The sequence below is a fragment of the Planktothrix tepida PCC 9214 genome (assembly GCF_900009145.1).
In the GTDB taxonomy this organism is placed as follows: domain Bacteria; phylum Cyanobacteriota; class Cyanobacteriia; order Cyanobacteriales; family Microcoleaceae; genus Planktothrix; species Planktothrix tepida.
In genome coordinates, this window is sequence record NZ_LN889782.1 from 303,557 (window position 1) to 319,451 (window position 15,895).

The following is a 15,895-nucleotide window of genomic DNA, read 5'->3' on the forward strand; positions in this document are numbered from 1 at the left end:
CTATTTTATTTTAATTTTTTTCCTGTACTTTTAGCATTTGTAAGTTGTATAAACTGGCATATAAACCATTATGCTGAATTAATTCATCATGACTACCTGACTCAACTAATTGACCTCGTTTTAACACTAAAATTCGATCTGCATTTCTAATCGTTGAAAGACGGTGAGCAATAATAATCGCAGTTCGCCCCATTAACAAACGTTCTAATGCCTCTTGAATTAACGCTTCGGTTCCCACATCTAAATTAGCCGTAGCTTCATCTAACACTAAAATATGGGGGTTACGAATAGCTGCGCGGGCAAAAGCTAATAGTTGTTTTTGACCACTCGATAAATTTGTTCCTCGTTCTCGTAATTCCGTATTATAGCCTTGGGGTAATTGTTCAATAAATTGAGCAACATTTGTTTTTTCTGCTGCTTGTTGAATTTTTTCCAAGCTGTAGGATTCTCCCAGGGTAATATTACTTTTAACATCTCCAGCAAATAAAAATCCATCTTGTAAAATCACTCCAATATGGCGTCGAAGTTCCGTTTGACGTAACTCTCGAATATCAATGCCATCGACTAAAATTCGTCCTTGACTCGGTTCATATAATCGACACAATAACCGAATAATTGAACTTTTTCCGGCTCCTGTTGGCCCCACTAAGGCAACTTTTTCCCCAGGACGAATCGTTAAATTGAGATTTTTGATTACATAATCATCATTTTTATAGGCAAACCAAACATTTTCAAAGCGAATTTCCCCGGTTTGTACAGAATTTTGCTCGTCAGGATTAAAGGCGGAAAGATTGGCAGTAATTTGATCGAGATCTCGAATTTCAATCGGTTCATTGAGAATATTATTAATCCGTTCAATTGCTGTAAATCCTGATTGAATAGCCGTAAATTTTTCGGCAAATTGTCGCAGAGGATCAAACAATCGTTGAGCGTATAAAATAAAGGCGGATAAGGTTCCAAAACTCAATTGATTATCCACAACTTGCTTACCGCCAAACCATAGCACAACAGCAATGGCAATTAAGGCAATCCATTCTAAAGTTGCCGATACCGCAGAATCATAAAAAATAGTTTGATCAACGGCTTTAATATACTGATGATTTGTAACATTAAATAATTCAGAATTATACCGTTCTCGCCGGAAGAGTTGGACAACGCTAATCCCCACCATATTTTCTTGCAGTTGGGAATTGAGATTAGATAACTCATCTCTGGATTTATAATTAGCTTGGCGATATTGTTTTTGAAAGTAAATGATTAGTGCCGTTACCGGAACCATCATTAAAACTAAAATTAAAGCCAATTTCCATTCCAGCGTAAACATTAAAATTGCAATCACGACAATGGAAAATAAATCACTGATAATCCCAATTGCACCTGTCGAAAATACATCCCCTAAAGCATCAACATCACTGGTTAAACGAGTAATTAATCGTCCTACAGGAGTGCGATCAAAAAATCTAACCGCTAAAGAGGTAACGTGTTCAAATAAATCATTGCGAATATCAGTGGTCATTTGTTGACCCACTTTCTGCACCCAATATCCTTGAATTGCTTGGAGCAAAAATCGGACGATAATTGTTAGTAACAGAACAACCGCCAGAAAATTCAATCCATCGGATAAGGGCATTGCCTTGAGGAATGGATAAGTTGTTGGTTCTTGACGAATTAAAGAAATCGCTTGTCCAATTAAAATCGGTTGAACTGCGCCACAAACCGATAAAGGAATGAGTAAAACTAAACACAGAATTAATAAACGCTGATTCCGTTTTGCATACTCAGCAACTCGCATCAGTAACCGCCAGTCTGTTTCGCGCGAATTCTGTTCTTGAGGCGTATTTTTGGGGGAAAATAGGGTAGTCATTCCAACTTGAATTAGGACATTATTTCACTCCCTAAAAGTTTAACACGCTCAAGAACTTTAGACGGTATGGCCCACAGAAAAGCAATCTGGATCGCTATCCAGGGGTCATCAAACTTACTAGCGTCTCCCGTCTCACCTGATTACTGACCCATTAATGATCTGTAGTCAAGATTTAAGCATTTTCTCTTTTAATCAATTCTCCGATACCTCATCCCCGGTAATTGTTCTACTAATCCTAATAATTCTAATTGTAATAAGGCTGCGGATAGGCTTCCGGCTTCTAAATTTAGATTAACAATAATTTGATCAAAAGCAGTGGGTTCTGAAGAAAAAGCTTGCAAAACTTGAGTTAATTCTGGGTCTAAATCGGGTAAGGGTTTTGCAGGTTCAGGTTGCAGGCTAAACAAAGATAATTGTTGAGGTTCATCTAAAGGTGGCATGGCTCCTAATTGCTCTAATAATTCCTCTAAATTAACAGGAATCATACTGGCTCCCCCATTAATTAATTTTAAACATCCTTGAGAATTTTCATCATCTAAACGTCCGGGTAAAACATACACATCTCGACAAAATTCATTAGCAACATGAGCCGTAATTAAAGCCCCCGATTTTTGAGGAGCTTCCATCACAAAGGTTGCTCGACTTAACCCCGCAATAATTCGATTTCGTTGGGGAAAATGGCGGGGATTAGGTTTGGTTCCAGAGGGATATTCACTGATTAATAATCCTTGATTCATCACCCGTTCACAGAGTTGGCGATTTTCTTTGGGATAGACAATATCAACTCCAGTTCCTAACGCAGCAATTGTTCGTCCTCCCACTTCCAAACAACTGCGATGAGCTTCGGTATCAATTCCCGCCGCCATCCCTGAAACAATAGTAAACCCCCGACGGGCTAAAGTCATACTAATTTGACGAGTCCAGCGTCGCCCGTATTCTGTGGGGGTGCGGGTTCCAACAATAGCAATCATTGGGATAATGCCTTGATTTTCCTGGGGTTCAACGATTCCTCTATAATATAAAACCGGGGGAAATGTCGGGATTTCTAATAATAATCGAGGATAGTCAGAATCAGCCGGAGTCCAAAAATTAGGGTTTTTAGCAATATGTTGTTCTAAGAATTCTTTGGGGTTAAATTGCGATCGCTGTTGAATAATTTTATCAACGGTTTGTTTCCCAAAACCATCAACTTCTATTAACTCCTTCTCCGTTGCTTTCCAAGCCATTTCTAAGGTTTTAAAATGGTGTTGTAGACGTTGAATTAAAATTGAACCAATGCCATTAATTTGTGACCACGCTAACCAATATCCTCGCTCTTCCACAATATTTAAACTCCTAGATTATTTTAAACTATCAATAGAATACATCGCTTTAATCGGTTTTGTAAAAATATCAATCGTTCTCTCACCTATAGCAATCCTATTTGAGTTGTATCCAAAATTTCGGTTCAAAAGGGAACAGCTTAACTGGGATAATACTTCTGGCTGTTTCAGATCAGTTTTAAATTATTACAATCTATTTGGGATTGCTATATAAAAATAATACCGCAGGAAAAATTGTATGCTAAACTAATCTAATATTCTATTTTCTTTTCCCCTCTGTTCCTTGTTATTATAGCGAGTCCAAAATAATGTTATTAAATAGAAACCCTTTAAACCCTAAAAAAATTCTTAAAATAACGGCTGTTGTATTGGGGTTGAGTAGTTTTAGTGGTGTCCTGCTGGCTACAACTCAAGCTCAGTCTATATCAACAATTTCCCCGGTCAAAACCAAGCTTTCTAGTTCTGAAAATATTACTCAAAAAGATAATTTAGAATTAAAGTTTGAGCGTCATTTTAAAGAATTAGGGATTGAGGGTTCAATTATTATTTATGACTCTAATCGCAATCACTCCTATCAATATAACCCAACCCGCAATCAAACACCGTTTTTGCCTGCTTCTACGTTTAAAATTCTTAATTCCTTGATTGCGCTAGAAACTAAAGTCATTGCAGATGAAAAAACAGTGCTAACTTGGGATGGAATACAACGCTCTATTCCGGGGTGGAATCAAGACCTAAATATGAGAGAAGCCTTCAAAGTTTCTGCGGTTTGGTTTTATCAAATCTTAGCGCGACGTGTAGGTTATGAACAAATGAAATACTGGGTAACTCAAGCAGACTACGGTAACAAAACCATCGGAAAAGCCGAAAATATTGATCACTTTTGGTTGGATGGAGAGTTGCGAATTACCCCTCAAGAGCAAATCCAATTCTTGCGACGTCTCTACAGCAATGAATTACCGTTTTCTACGCGATCGCTATCCCTTGTAAAAGATATCATGGTTGCAGAAAAAACTCAAGATTATACCATCCGAGCAAAGACAGGTTGGGAGAGCAAAGGAACCCCAAATATTGGGTGGTATGTAGGTTATTTAGAACAGAATCAGAATGTTTATTTTTTTGCGACTAATATTGATATTCACAAGCCAGAAGATGCGGATGCTCGTAAGGTGCTAACCCGTCGTTGTCTTCAAGATCTTTCACTGGCACTACAATAATTTTACTACCTTAACTCGGTTTGACTAAAATTAGATTTCCTTCTACTTTAGCAATATAAGGTTTTAATCCTTGATGAGCAGGGCCTTTCATCAGTTGACCGTTTGCTGTAAATTGAGAACCGTGACAAGGACATAGAAATTCTTCTTTATTTCCTTTCCATTTCACAACACAACCTGCATGGGGACAAGTGGGATTAACGGCAAAAATATCTTGTGAGTTTTTCTGATTATGAATGATTAAAGCGGGAATTTTAGAATTAAAAATAGAGCCTTTTTCATTTAGTTCTTGCAGGGTTCCTACCGGGATAAAACCATCAGGACGAGTGGAGGGATTAGCAGCAGTTGTTGGCTTAGAACAGATAGCTAAAACCAAAGGAAAAAAACTGGCTAAACTTCCGACACCAACCCAAGCTAAAAAAGTTCTACGGTTCATATAGTTTCAACGAACTAGCCTGACGATTATTTATTATAACAAAATTTTTATTTATGTAAAAATTTGATTTCAATTTCTTGAGCAGATAAAGGTTGAGCGAATAAATAACCTTGACCAAATTTGCAACCTAATTCTCGTAACCATCGCATTTGTTGTCCTGTCTCAATCCCTTCAGCGACAATAGCTAAACCGAGATGATGACCTAAATCAATAATGGTACTTACAACTTGATAATTACGGTTTTCTTCCTGCATCTGACTGACAAAAGAAGAATCAATTTTTAAATAATCTACAGGAAAACGATGAAGATAATTAAGAGACGAATATCCTGTGCCAAAATCATCAATACTAATTTCAAGATTTCGCAACTTAATTTCTGTTAATAAATCAATAGTTTTATTGATATTTTCAATGAGCATACTTTCTGTAATCTCTAAAGTGAGTTCCTGACCCTCTAAACCCGTTTCCATTAAAATATGATCAATTTCTTCGATTAAATTAATTTTGCGAAAATCCTGAGCAGAAAGGTTAATACTCATTTTCAGGGGTAGGTAATGAGGAAATTTTATCTTCCAGGTTGCTAGTTGTTGACAAGCTGTAAATAATACCCAACTATCAATCATGATAATTAAACCAGTTTCTTCAGCTAAGGGTATAAATTCTATGGGTGAAATAAAACCGCGAGTTGGATGTTGCCAGCGTACTAATGCTTCAAATCCAATTAAACGATGATTAGAAAGATTAATAATTGGCTGATAATAGACTAAAAATTGTTGTTGTTCAATCGCTCTACGAAGGTCATTTTCTAAATGGAGTCGTTTGATGGCAACCGCGTGCATTTCTCGATCAAAAATTTCATATCGGGCTTTCCCTTGATTTTTAGCACGATACATGGCAATATCGGCATCGCGTAGCAGATCTGAATCTCGAATATAGTCTTTTGTACCCAACACAATCCCAATACTTGTGCTAACATAAATTTCTCTCTCTTCGATGATTAAGGGTGAAGTTAATGTTTTAAAAATACGCTCCGTTACTCGAATTGCTTCTTGAATATCTTTGATTTCATCTAACAGAATTACAAACTCATCACCGCCGATTCTAGCTACAAGATCGATTGATCGCACAATTGACTGAAGCTTATGGGCTGTAGCAATCAATAACTGATCCCCTACTAAATGTCCCAAACTATCATTAATTACTTTAAATCGGTCGAGATCAAGAAATAAAACCGCAAAACGATAACCTTCAAAATTGCGGATGCGGTTAATGCCTAATTTGAGTCGTTCCATCAATAGATTACGATTGGGTAAACCTGTTAGGGCATCGTGTAGTGCTTCATATTTGAAACGCTCTTGAACTAAAATTCGTTCTGTGACATCCCTAGAAGTGGTTTGGATTTGAACGACCTTACCCGCTTCATTTAAAATCGGTTTCGTTAACGTTTCTAACCAAATATAATTACCCGATTTCTGACGAATACGATAGGTTATAGAAATATCATTTTTACCTAAAATTACAGCGCGAAATTCTTCAACAATGCGATCGCGGTCATCAGGATGGAATAAAATATAGGGATCTTTTCCGATTAATTCATTATAACCATAGCCTAGTAAAGATTCGCAAGAAGGACTCAGGTAGAGATAACGACGATCCTGATCATGAAGACAGACTAAATCGTTAATATTTTCTGCTAATAAGCGATAGCGTTGCTCACTTTCTCGAAGGGCTTGTTCGGCGCGTAAGGCGACAATTCCAAAACTCAGGCTATCAGTCAATTGTGTTAATAATTCTACTTCTTTGGGGTTAAAAGCATAAGCTTCGGCTGAGTAAATATTTAAAGTACCAAATACTTCACCATTATTATTAAATAGAGGAAGCACTAAAGATGACTGATAGCCTCGTTGTTGTGCGGCTTCGCGCCAGGGGGCAAAATTGGGGTCATTCAGCATATTTTGACAAGCTACCGGATGTCCAGAACGAATCACCCGTCCTGTGGGGCCCCTACCTCTCTCGGTATCCGCCCAGGTAATATTAACATTTTCTAAGTAATCGGCTTCATAGCCCGCCCAAGCCATCGCTTTGACACTTTTAGCCTCATCATGGCAAACGTAAGCCACCCAAGCCATGCGATAGGCTGCTTCTTGGGTAATTAACTGACAAAGGGTTTGTAGGAGAGTGATTTCATCAGTAGCGCGAATGACGGCTTGAGTACAAGCACTTAATACCGCCAACGCTCGGTTAACAACCTGAAAATCTAACTTCTGTTGTTGCACTTCTGCTTCTGTTTCGTTTTTCAATCCGATACCCTCCTATATTTTCCTTAATAGGTTGTAATCATTTAAAATCGATATGAAACAGCTAGAAGTATTACCCCTGTTACCAGTTAACCAGTTTCCTTTGGAGCAGAAATTGGGGATACAAATCAAATAGGATTGCTACAGAGGGGAAATTGATTAGTTTTTCTCTTTGGCTAATATTTCTTGAATTGTACTTGTGAGTTGACTCAGTTTAACAGGTTTAGCCAGATAGTCATTAGCACCTGCTTCTAAGCATTTTTCTTGATCTTTTGTCGTTGCTAAGGCAGTGAGAGCAATAATGGGAAGGGTTGCTAATCGGTGATCGCTATCCTCACGAATCTGTTTAATTGCTTCTAAACCATTCATAATTGGCATCTGAATATCCATTAAAATTAAATCTGGACTCTGAGATTTAACTAGATTAATCGCTTCTTGACCATTTTTTGCTAAGATAACTTGGTATCCTTTTGCCTTCAGATAACGAGAAATCGTAATAACATTAGCTTCATGATCTTCTGCCAAGAGAATCACAGGTGATGTTTCTAAGACTTGAGTTGTGGGATTTTGGCCCCCATCTAAATTTGATGATTGGGGACTAGAAGATTTAGGAATTGGGGACGGCAACTGTTTATAAGGTAAACGGAAGCTAAAACAACTACCGACACCAACTGTACTCTTAACTTCTAGTTGACCACCGTGCATTTCCACAATTCGTTTCACCAGCACAAGTCCTAAACCTGTACCCGCATATTGACGATTTAAAGCACTATCAATTTGCACAAAAGGTTTAAAAAGTTTATCCTGATTTTCAGGAGTAATCCCAATCCCATTATCGCGCACAGCAAAACAAATAGAGGGACGACCGAAAGCAGTTTCCGTTGAAGATTCAACTTGAACTGTTAAGGATACTCTACCCCCTTTGGGAGTGAATTTAACGGCATTATTGAGGAGGTTAATTAAGACTTGGCGAATGCGTCTTTCATCTACAAACAAATCGGGGAGATCAGGGGGAATTTCCGTTTGAATCTGAAGGCGTTTTTGTATTGCCTGTTGTTGAATGAATACCAAACTTGATTGGCATAACTCGTTAATGGATGTTGGGGCAGATTCTAGTTCAATTTTTCCTGATTCAATTTTAGCGACATCAAGAATATCATTAATTAATGAGAGCAGATGAGTGCCACTGCTGGCAATGGTTTCTATTGCCTGTTGTTGTTTCTCGTTGAGGGAGCCAAAAATTTCTTCTGTTAAGGCTTCGGACATCCCTAAAATAGCATTCAGGGGAGTACGCAATTCATGGCTCATATTAGCTAGAAATTCATCTTTGAGGCGGGTGGCACGGGCAAGTTGTTCATTAGATATTGCCAATTCTTGATTACTTTCAATCAGTTTTTGCTGGCTTATTTTTCTTTCATTGAGTTCTTGTTGCAACTGATCAAATAAACTGACTTGTTGAATAGCGATCGCTAATTGGTTAGCAATTTGTTGCAGAAGTTGGGCTTCAGACTTTTGCCATACTCGTTTTTCTTGGCAAGCATAAACCACTAAAATCCCCCAGAGTTTGCTAATATTTTTAGCATCAATCCAACGATGCTTGTCGTTGTTAATTACTTCTTGCAAAATAGGCGCGACAATTTTGGACTGGATTTGACCTATGATGTTATATTCTATCAGGCAATCTGTCCAGATATCATTCATTACATCGGGGACAATCCGAGGCAGTCCTTGCCAATAGTAATCAAGGATTTCTTGAGACCATACTTCATTTTGCAATTGGAAATTTTTAAGGGTAACGAATTGATCAGATACCAATTCTTCAACAATTTGACTGCTACCGTCGGCAAAAAGCTGAAACACGATGACACGATCACAATCCAGGATGTTTTTGACCTGCTCAGTCACTTTTTCCAAGATCTGATTAATATCCAGAGATTCTCGAATTTGTTGGTTAATGTTGGCTAATACTTGTTGTCGCCGGAGTTGCTGGGCAATCAGCCTTTCAACTTCCTGTCTCACCAATAGTTCACACTGGAGTTGCTGATATAAACTGGCTTGTTGAATGGCGATCGCTAATTGGTTAGCAATTTGCTGGATATATTCAATCTCAGACTGCTGCCAGTGGCGAATTGTTGCACATTGATGAATGCAAAGCAAGCCCCACAAATCATTACCACAGAGCAAAGGGATAATTAGGTTGGCACGAATCTGAAATTGAGCTAAGACCTCAATGTGACAGAGTGACATCCCACTATTATAAATATCACCCACAGCCTGATATTTTCCATTGGCATAAAGGTGGGAATACTTTTCGCCAAAGCAGTGATCATGGATGGGAATTGCCATGACCGAAGGAAATGCTGCTACAACTGATTCAGCGACCATTTCGCCATCATCAAAGTTAGATTCGGGATAAAACTTAAAAATACTGACTCGATCTGCCTCAATCAGTGAGCGGATTTCCTGACAAGCGGTTTGGAAAATGCTTTGAAGGTCTAGAGATTGACGAATTCGTTGGGTAATTTTTCGTAGCAGTTTTTCTCGTTGTACTTGTTGATTTAGGACTTGTTCAGATGCTTTGCGCTTGCTAATATCCGATAAAATTCCCTGAGTACCAACGATTTTCCCTTGTTTATTTTTAATCGCTGTAGCATTGACTTTTACCCACAGATAATGACCATCTCGGTGCAGATGTCGGAACTCAAGATGGTTCCTTTTTTGGGGATAATCTTTATCCATTATTTCCCGATCATCAGGATGTACGAGATCCAGAAACGATTTACCAATCCATTCACTAGCTTCCCAGCCAAAAAATGTCTCAAATTGGGGTGAAAGATAGATAAATTTACCATCAAGATCACAAGACCAAATTAAATCGCTTGATCCTTCGACTAACCCTCGAAATAGAGCTTCACTCTTGGCTAATTCAGTCTCAATTTCCGGGTGATCGCTAAGATCATGGCAAACACAAATCCATAGCCCCTCATCGGTGATGGTGAGAGATAATTCTTGATCAAAGGTAGAGCCATCTTGACGATTGGCAATCATTTCTCCTTGCCAAAAGCGATCGGATCTTAATCGGGGAAAGATCTCTTTCTCAAATCTTTCTATCTGTTGTTGAGAATACAAAAGCCTCCAAGATTTACCAATTAGGTCTTCAGTTTTTTCGTAACCAAATAGGTTGAGATGAGACGGGTTTACATAGATATAGTTATCTGCTTTGATAATAGCAATACCATCAATCGCAGCATCAAATACTTGTAGTTGTTGTTCAAGAGTTTTTTCTGCTAATTTTAGGGCAGTAATATTAAAGCGAACTCCTAGATAATTCATTGATTGGGTTATTCTCTCTGGTTAATCTGGTTAAAATTGTGTTAATTATAGCAACCGCCAAGGCAGTTAAGATATAGACTGATACCTAGACGGTTAACTTTTTTCCTCCCTGTTCCCTGTTCCCTGTTCCCTATTACCTATTTAATGTAATTTCAAAAATTGATCCTTGAGGTTGATTATTATCAACAGTAATTGTGCCACCATGAGCTTCAACAATCATTTTACAAAAAGCTAATCCTAATCCGATTTGAGAAATCCCCGGTATCAGCGTCCCAATTTCATATTTCTCGAAAATACGTTGTTTTAAATCATCAGTTACACCTTTTCCCTCATCAGCAATCTTAATTTTTACTCCGCCATCGAGGAGATATTCGGCACTTACTATAATCTTACTTTCTTCTGGAGAGAACTTAAGGGCATTAGATAGTAAATTATCTAAAACTCGCTGAAACATCGCTTTATCTATGTTGATAGTAATATCAACATCCGGTAACTGGGTGATGATAGCAATATTTTTTTTAGATGCGTTCAATTCAAAATCTTTAACTAATGTCCCAAGCATATATCCTAGATCAACTTGGGTTATATTGAGCGCAATTTTACCCGATTCTATTCTCGCCATCAGCAATAAATCATTAATTAAGTCTACTAACTTTTCTACTGATGATCTGATATTAACTATTTTATTTTTTCGTTCTTCTTGTTGTGAAAACTTGGGATGAATCAACATCTCCAATCCTAATAAGATACCGCTTAGGGGATTTCTGAGATCATGAACTAACATATTAACCATATCTTCTCGCAATTTAAGTAATATTTGCAGATTGTCGTATTGTTGCTTAATCCGTAGCATTGAATGAACTCTAGCACGAAGTTCCAGACTATTAATGGGTTTGCTGAGGAAGTCATCAGCACCTGTATTCAGACATCGAGCTAGGTCTTCTTTTGCCGTTAATGCTGTCACCATAATAATCGGAATTGACTGCCATTGAGGATTGGCTTTAATCCGAGAACAAACTTCAATTCCATCCATTTCTGGCATCATTACATCTAATAAAATTAGATCGAGTGGTATTATTTCTAGGGATTCGAGAGCTTCTTGTCCACTGGAAGCATAGTGTAACTCATAATTCTGACTGATTAAAAGCGATTCAATCACATCAAAATTACGAGGCTCATCATCAACAACTAAAATAGCAGGCTGATTCATTTGTGATTACTTTATTATAAAATCAAATAATTGATGGGCTAATTGCAACTTACTACAAGCCGCAATTTCTAATTTACGTCCCTGACGACTTAAAAATATAGCTTGATTGGTTTCTTTTCCAAATCCAGCATCGGGTAAATCAATCGGATTTGCAACAATAGCATCTAAATTTTTTTGGTGTAATTTATCTTGAGCAGGCTTCAAAATTTCCCCGGTTTGTGCTGCAAACCCGACTAATTGTTGGTGGGGTTGTTTCATTTTGCCTAATTCTGCTACAATATCAACAATAGGCTTTAATGGCAGTTCTGTGGGTAAAAGATGCTTCGGTAATTTATCCTCACTGTAAATAGCCGGTTTCACATCTCCGACCGCCGCCGCCATCACCGTTAGATCGGCTTGAGGAAATCGTTGTATCATTTCCTCGTACATTTCCTCGCTACTGATCACGGAAACTAACTCCACTTCTGGCAAAGCCGCCAATAATTCCGTACTCATGGGGCCATGAACTAACGTTACCGACGCACCCCGATGAATGGCAGCTTGCGCTAAGGCTAACCCCATTTTACCCGTTGACGGATTCCCAATAAATCTGACCGGATCAAGATGTTCCCTCGTGCCTCCGGCACTAATTAATACTCGTTTTCCGTCTAAATCCCGTTTGCCTTGGGTATGCAATAACGAATCGAGATGAGCTAAAATCTGTTTAGGTTCAGCCATCCGTCCGGCACCTTCAATCAAAGAATAGCCTGTTTTTGTAGCGGGAAGATCACAGGCGAGAATTCCAACCGTCGGGGTAATTCCCTGAAACCGAGGATCAAGTAATAAAGTTTGCCAATTGCGTTGTACGGACACTTGCTTCCACATTTGTCGATTCATCGCCGGGGCGAGTAACACAGGACAGCTAGACGCTAAAACTGTATTGGTCAGTAAATTATCTGCACATCCGGTGGCTAATTTCGCTAAGGTATTTGCCGTCAGTGGTGCAATCAAAAAAACATCCGCCCATTCCCCTAACTGAATATGTAATGGACGTCCGTGAGTCGATTGCCAAAAGTCTTGATCCGTATAAGCCGATTGACGAGAGAGGGTTGCAAAGGTTAAGGGAGTAATAAATTTTTGGGCTGAGTCGGTCAAAATCACCCGAACATCAGCCCCAGCTTTGGCTAAGGTTGAAACAATTTCACAGACTTTATAAGCTGCAATACCTCCACTGATTCCAATTAGAATCCGTTTTTCCAAGGTGGAAGGCGAAATTATTCTCATCTATTAATCCAATTGAAACCTAGAGATTGATTGAATCGTTACGCTTCATCATAGGCTTCAAGATCGAGCAAGTAAACATAAGGTTCCACTAGCTCTGGACGTTGAAACGCAATTGCTCGTAACAAATGCCAATCATTGAGTCCTTCAAAGGGATTATTATAATCATCTCGTTCCAGACGTGCGGCTAATTGTGCCACATCATCAGCCGTGAGAAGCGAAATTTGTTGAGGTGAGGATCGAGTCAAGGTTTCCATGAGTTACACCTCCCGTGAATTGCATTTGTTTTGAGCCTGATAAGCAGGGTAGTCATCAATTGATTTCCCCATTTCTATACTAAGGGCATTTGGGGAATTATGGCATACAATTCATTACAAAACTTCTTATTAACCCTAAAACCTCTGGCCGAATTTCGTGACCCATATTAAATTCTTGATATTCAACCTGAGCACCTAACTGTTGAAAGACATTCCGCGCTTGCTGGGCGGCTTCTACTGGAACAACCGGATCTTGTTTTCCATGAACGATCAACACCGGAGATAAAGGATGATCTAACGGTTCGGGGGAAAAATGTAAATAACCACTTAAACTAATTAAACCCGCTAAGGGAAAATAACGCCCCATATCCAAAGCCATTGCTCCCCCTTGGGAAAATCCGCCTAATATTGTTTTGGATAGGGGAACCCCGGTACTTGCTTCTAAGGATTCTAGCCATTCCTTGACTTGGTTTTGAGTTTCGGTCAATCCCTTATATTCAGGAGTTTCCAAAGCATACCACGCTCGTCCTAGGGGAGCTTGGGGATGGGGAAAGGGGGCTTGGGGAAAAATAAATTGATATTCAGGCAAACGCAGCATTGGAGCTAGAGAAGTCAGATCTTCGGCATTAGCACCCCAACCGTGCAGGATCACGATTAACCCATGAGGCGGTTTTCTGGTTTCCGGTGGAATGGAGATAAACTTTAAAGCCATAATTGCAAGGGATTTTTAACATTCATGGTTTATAAAATAACATGAGAGACTGAAAACTCAGTCTAAGATCAAATTAAACAGAAATTGGACAAATCAGAGGATAAACGGTCAATTCTAGGAATTTCTTGAATTGCTCGTAATGTTGGTTTAGCGTTATTTATTGCTATTTTCAATCATGTACAACAGCAGGTGATTCCAACCTTAATGGCCAATGTAATTTTGGGAGCTATTCTAGGTGTTCCCTACTCGATTTGGAATAAGCGCAAATTAGCCTCAGTACACCCATCATTAAATGGCTTACATTTGATGAGATCTGTGTATTGGTGAAATATATTAAGATTGCAAATTTCTTATAACATGATTTCTCAAATCCTACGATAATCATACAATCCCTGGAAAAATTAGGTATTTATCTCTTTTTTTACTTTTAGGAGACATTAAAAATGACGGATAAAAAACCGAACATTGTCGTTATTTGGGGGGATGATATTGGTCAATCTAACCTCAGTTGTTATAGTCACGGTTTGATGGGCTATAAAACCCCGAATATCGATCGCATTGCCAAAGAGGGGATGCTATTTACTGACTCCTACGCCGAGCAGAGTTGTACCGCAGGACGCTCGGCATTCATTACAGGTCAATGTGTTTTTCGTACAGGTTTAAGCAAAGTCGGGATGCCGGGAGCCGACCTGGGGATGCGTTCTGAAGATCCGACTATTGCCGAACTCCTGAAACCCTTGGGTTACGCCACCGGACAATTTGGCAAAAACCACCTGGGGGACAAAGACGAAATGCTACCCACCAACCACGGCTTCGATGAGTTTTTCGGGAATCTGTATCACCTCAACGCAGAAGAAGAACCCGAACTACGAGACTATCCTTCCGCCGCAGACTTTCCCAACTTCAAGAAAAATTTTGGCCCACGAGGGGTACTTGACTGTAAAGCCAACCCCGATGGAACCCAAACCATTGTCGATACTGGCGCTCTGACGAAAAAGCGGATGGAAACCATTGATGATGAAGTCCTGGCCAAAGCCAAGGATTTTATTGACCGTCAGGTAAAGGCAGGTATTCCCTTCTTCCTCTGGTTTAATACGACCCATATGCACTTCCGTACCCATGCCAAGCCTGAGAGTTTAGGTCAGTCTGGACGCTGGCAGTCAGAATACCACGACGTTATGATTGACCACGACAAGTGCGTTGGGGAATTGCTCAATTACCTGGATGCCCTTGGGATTACCGATAATACATTTGTGATGTATAGCACCGATAATGGCCCCCACATGAACTCCTGGCCTGATGCGGGAATGACACCGTTTCGGAGTGAAAAAAATACGAACTGGGAAGGAGCCTTCCGTGTCCCTAAGTTGGTACGCTGGCCCGGTGTGATTAAGCCCGGTAGTGTCTCGAATGAAATTGTGAGTCATCTGGACTGGTTGCCAACTTTTTTGGCGATCGCAGGTGATCCAAATATTAAAGAAAAACTGCTCACAGGCTATCAGGTGGGTGATAAAACCTTCAAGGTGCATCTGGATGGCTATAACCTAGTGCCTTATCTCAAAGGCGAGGTGGAAAAAAGCCCACGAGTCGAATACTTTTACTTTAGTGATGATGGCGACCTGATGGCATTGCGCTTTGACCACTGGAAGACGGTTTTCATGGAACAACGGGTAAAAGGCACTTGCCAAATCTGGGCCGAACCCTTTGTCGTGTTGCGAGTTCCGAAACTGTTCAATCTCCGCACCGATCCCTATGAGCGTGCCGATATTACTTCAAATACCTATTGGGATTGGATGTTTGATCACATTCCTTTAGTATTGGCAGCCCAGCCAGTCGTTGCCAAATTTATCGCCACCTTCCAAGAGTTTCCCCCACGTCAAAAAGCAGCCAGTTTTACTGTTGATCAGGTGATGGAGAAAATTACCTCTGGTATTGCGAGTCGTTAATTAACTTGAAGGGAAGGTGATTTATTATTTTTAATAAGTACCTT

11 protein-coding genes are annotated in these 15,895 nt (G+C 39.5%); 2 read left to right on the forward strand and 9 right to left on the reverse strand.

Annotated elements, in window-relative coordinates:
- Window positions 1-10: 10 nt before the first annotated feature.
- Window positions 11-1,864 (reverse strand): ABC transporter ATP-binding protein, encoded by a 1,854-nt coding sequence (locus PL9214_RS04295; RefSeq protein WP_072717617.1) that lies wholly within the window; start codon window positions 1,862-1,864, stop codon window positions 11-13.
- A 188-nt stretch (window positions 1,865-2,052) separates the two neighbouring features.
- Window positions 2,053-3,189: a DNA-processing protein DprA gene (gene dprA, locus PL9214_RS04300; protein WP_072717618.1), complete on the reverse strand. Its 1,137-nt coding sequence runs from the start codon at window positions 3,187-3,189 to the stop codon at window positions 2,053-2,055.
- A gap of 305 nt (window positions 3,190-3,494) precedes the next feature.
- On the opposite strand from dprA, the gene blaOXA reads away from it, so the two are divergent.
- On the forward strand, window positions 3,495-4,403 hold the full coding sequence (gene blaOXA / locus PL9214_RS04305; RefSeq protein WP_083579877.1) for a class D beta-lactamase: 909 nt from the start codon (window positions 3,495-3,497) through the stop codon (window positions 4,401-4,403).
- A 10-nt stretch (window positions 4,404-4,413) separates the two neighbouring features.
- Here blaOXA and PL9214_RS04310 read toward each other — a convergent pair whose 3' ends face one another.
- From PL9214_RS04310 to PL9214_RS04340, 7 genes are all read right to left on the reverse strand, one after another.
- Window positions 4,414-4,836, reverse strand: coding sequence for a QcrA and Rieske domain-containing protein (locus tag PL9214_RS04310; RefSeq protein ID WP_072717619.1), 423 nt, complete (start codon window positions 4,834-4,836; stop codon window positions 4,414-4,416).
- Window positions 4,837-4,883: 47 nt separating this feature from the next.
- The gene (locus PL9214_RS04315; protein ID WP_072717620.1) at window positions 4,884-7,136 is read right to left on the reverse strand and encodes a bifunctional diguanylate cyclase/phosphodiesterase; all 2,253 of its coding nucleotides are present in this window, start codon (window positions 7,134-7,136) and stop codon (window positions 4,884-4,886) included.
- Window positions 7,137-7,292: 156 nt separating this feature from the next.
- Entirely contained in the window at window positions 7,293-10,466 is a 3,174-nt protein-coding gene (locus PL9214_RS04320) for a GAF domain-containing protein (protein ID WP_072717621.1), read from the reverse strand.
- A gap of 133 nt (window positions 10,467-10,599) precedes the next feature.
- A complete protein-coding gene (locus PL9214_RS04325; RefSeq protein ID WP_072717622.1) occupies window positions 10,600-11,676 on the reverse strand; it encodes a hybrid sensor histidine kinase/response regulator in 1,077 nt (358 codons plus the stop codon).
- A gap of 6 nt (window positions 11,677-11,682) precedes the next feature.
- Window positions 11,683-12,939, reverse strand: coding sequence for a bifunctional phosphopantothenoylcysteine decarboxylase/phosphopantothenate--cysteine ligase CoaBC (coaBC, locus tag PL9214_RS04330; RefSeq protein ID WP_072717623.1), 1,257 nt, complete (start codon window positions 12,937-12,939; stop codon window positions 11,683-11,685).
- Between the two features lie 38 nt (window positions 12,940-12,977).
- Window positions 12,978-13,193 carry a protein IsiD gene (isiD, locus tag PL9214_RS04335; RefSeq protein WP_072717624.1) on the reverse strand — a complete coding sequence of 72 codons (216 nt, stop codon included), beginning with the start codon at window positions 13,191-13,193 and terminating at the stop codon, window positions 12,978-12,980.
- A 97-nt stretch (window positions 13,194-13,290) separates the two neighbouring features.
- A complete protein-coding gene (locus tag PL9214_RS04340; RefSeq protein WP_072717625.1) occupies window positions 13,291-13,905 on the reverse strand; it encodes an alpha/beta hydrolase in 615 nt (204 codons plus the stop codon).
- Between the two features lie 443 nt (window positions 13,906-14,348).
- Here PL9214_RS04340 and PL9214_RS04350 point away from each other — a divergent pair, with 443 nt between their 5' ends.
- Window positions 14,349-15,851 (forward strand): arylsulfatase, encoded by a 1,503-nt coding sequence (locus PL9214_RS04350; protein WP_072717626.1) that lies wholly within the window; start codon window positions 14,349-14,351, stop codon window positions 15,849-15,851.
- Window positions 15,852-15,895: the final 44 nt, after the last annotated feature.

What these genes read in the sequence shown, in the direction of transcription:
- PL9214_RS04340 (WP_072717625.1), bottom strand. Translation starts at nt 13,905, where the DNA reads ATGGCTTTAAAGTTTATCTCCATTCCACCGGAAACCAGAAAACCGCCT.
- PL9214_RS04325 (WP_072717622.1), bottom strand. Translation starts at nt 11,676, where the DNA reads ATGAATCAGCCTGCTATTTTAGTTGTTGATGATGAGCCTCGTAATTTT.
- PL9214_RS04310 (WP_072717619.1), bottom strand. Translation starts at nt 4,836, where the DNA reads ATGAACCGTAGAACTTTTTTAGCTTGGGTTGGTGTCGGAAGTTTAGCC.
- isiD (WP_072717624.1), bottom strand. Translation starts at nt 13,193, where the DNA reads ATGGAAACCTTGACTCGATCCTCACCTCAACAAATTTCGCTTCTCACG.
- blaOXA (WP_083579877.1), top strand. Translation starts at nt 3,495, where the DNA reads ATGTTATTAAATAGAAACCCTTTAAACCCTAAAAAAATTCTTAAAATA.
- PL9214_RS04350 (WP_072717626.1), top strand. Translation starts at nt 14,349, where the DNA reads ATGACGGATAAAAAACCGAACATTGTCGTTATTTGGGGGGATGATATT.
- PL9214_RS04295 (WP_072717617.1), bottom strand. Translation starts at nt 1,864, where the DNA reads ATGACTACCCTATTTTCCCCCAAAAATACGCCTCAAGAACAGAATTCG.
- coaBC (WP_072717623.1), bottom strand. Translation starts at nt 12,939, where the DNA reads ATGAGAATAATTTCGCCTTCCACCTTGGAAAAACGGATTCTAATTGGA.
- PL9214_RS04320 (WP_072717621.1), bottom strand. Translation starts at nt 10,466, where the DNA reads ATGAATTATCTAGGAGTTCGCTTTAATATTACTGCCCTAAAATTAGCA.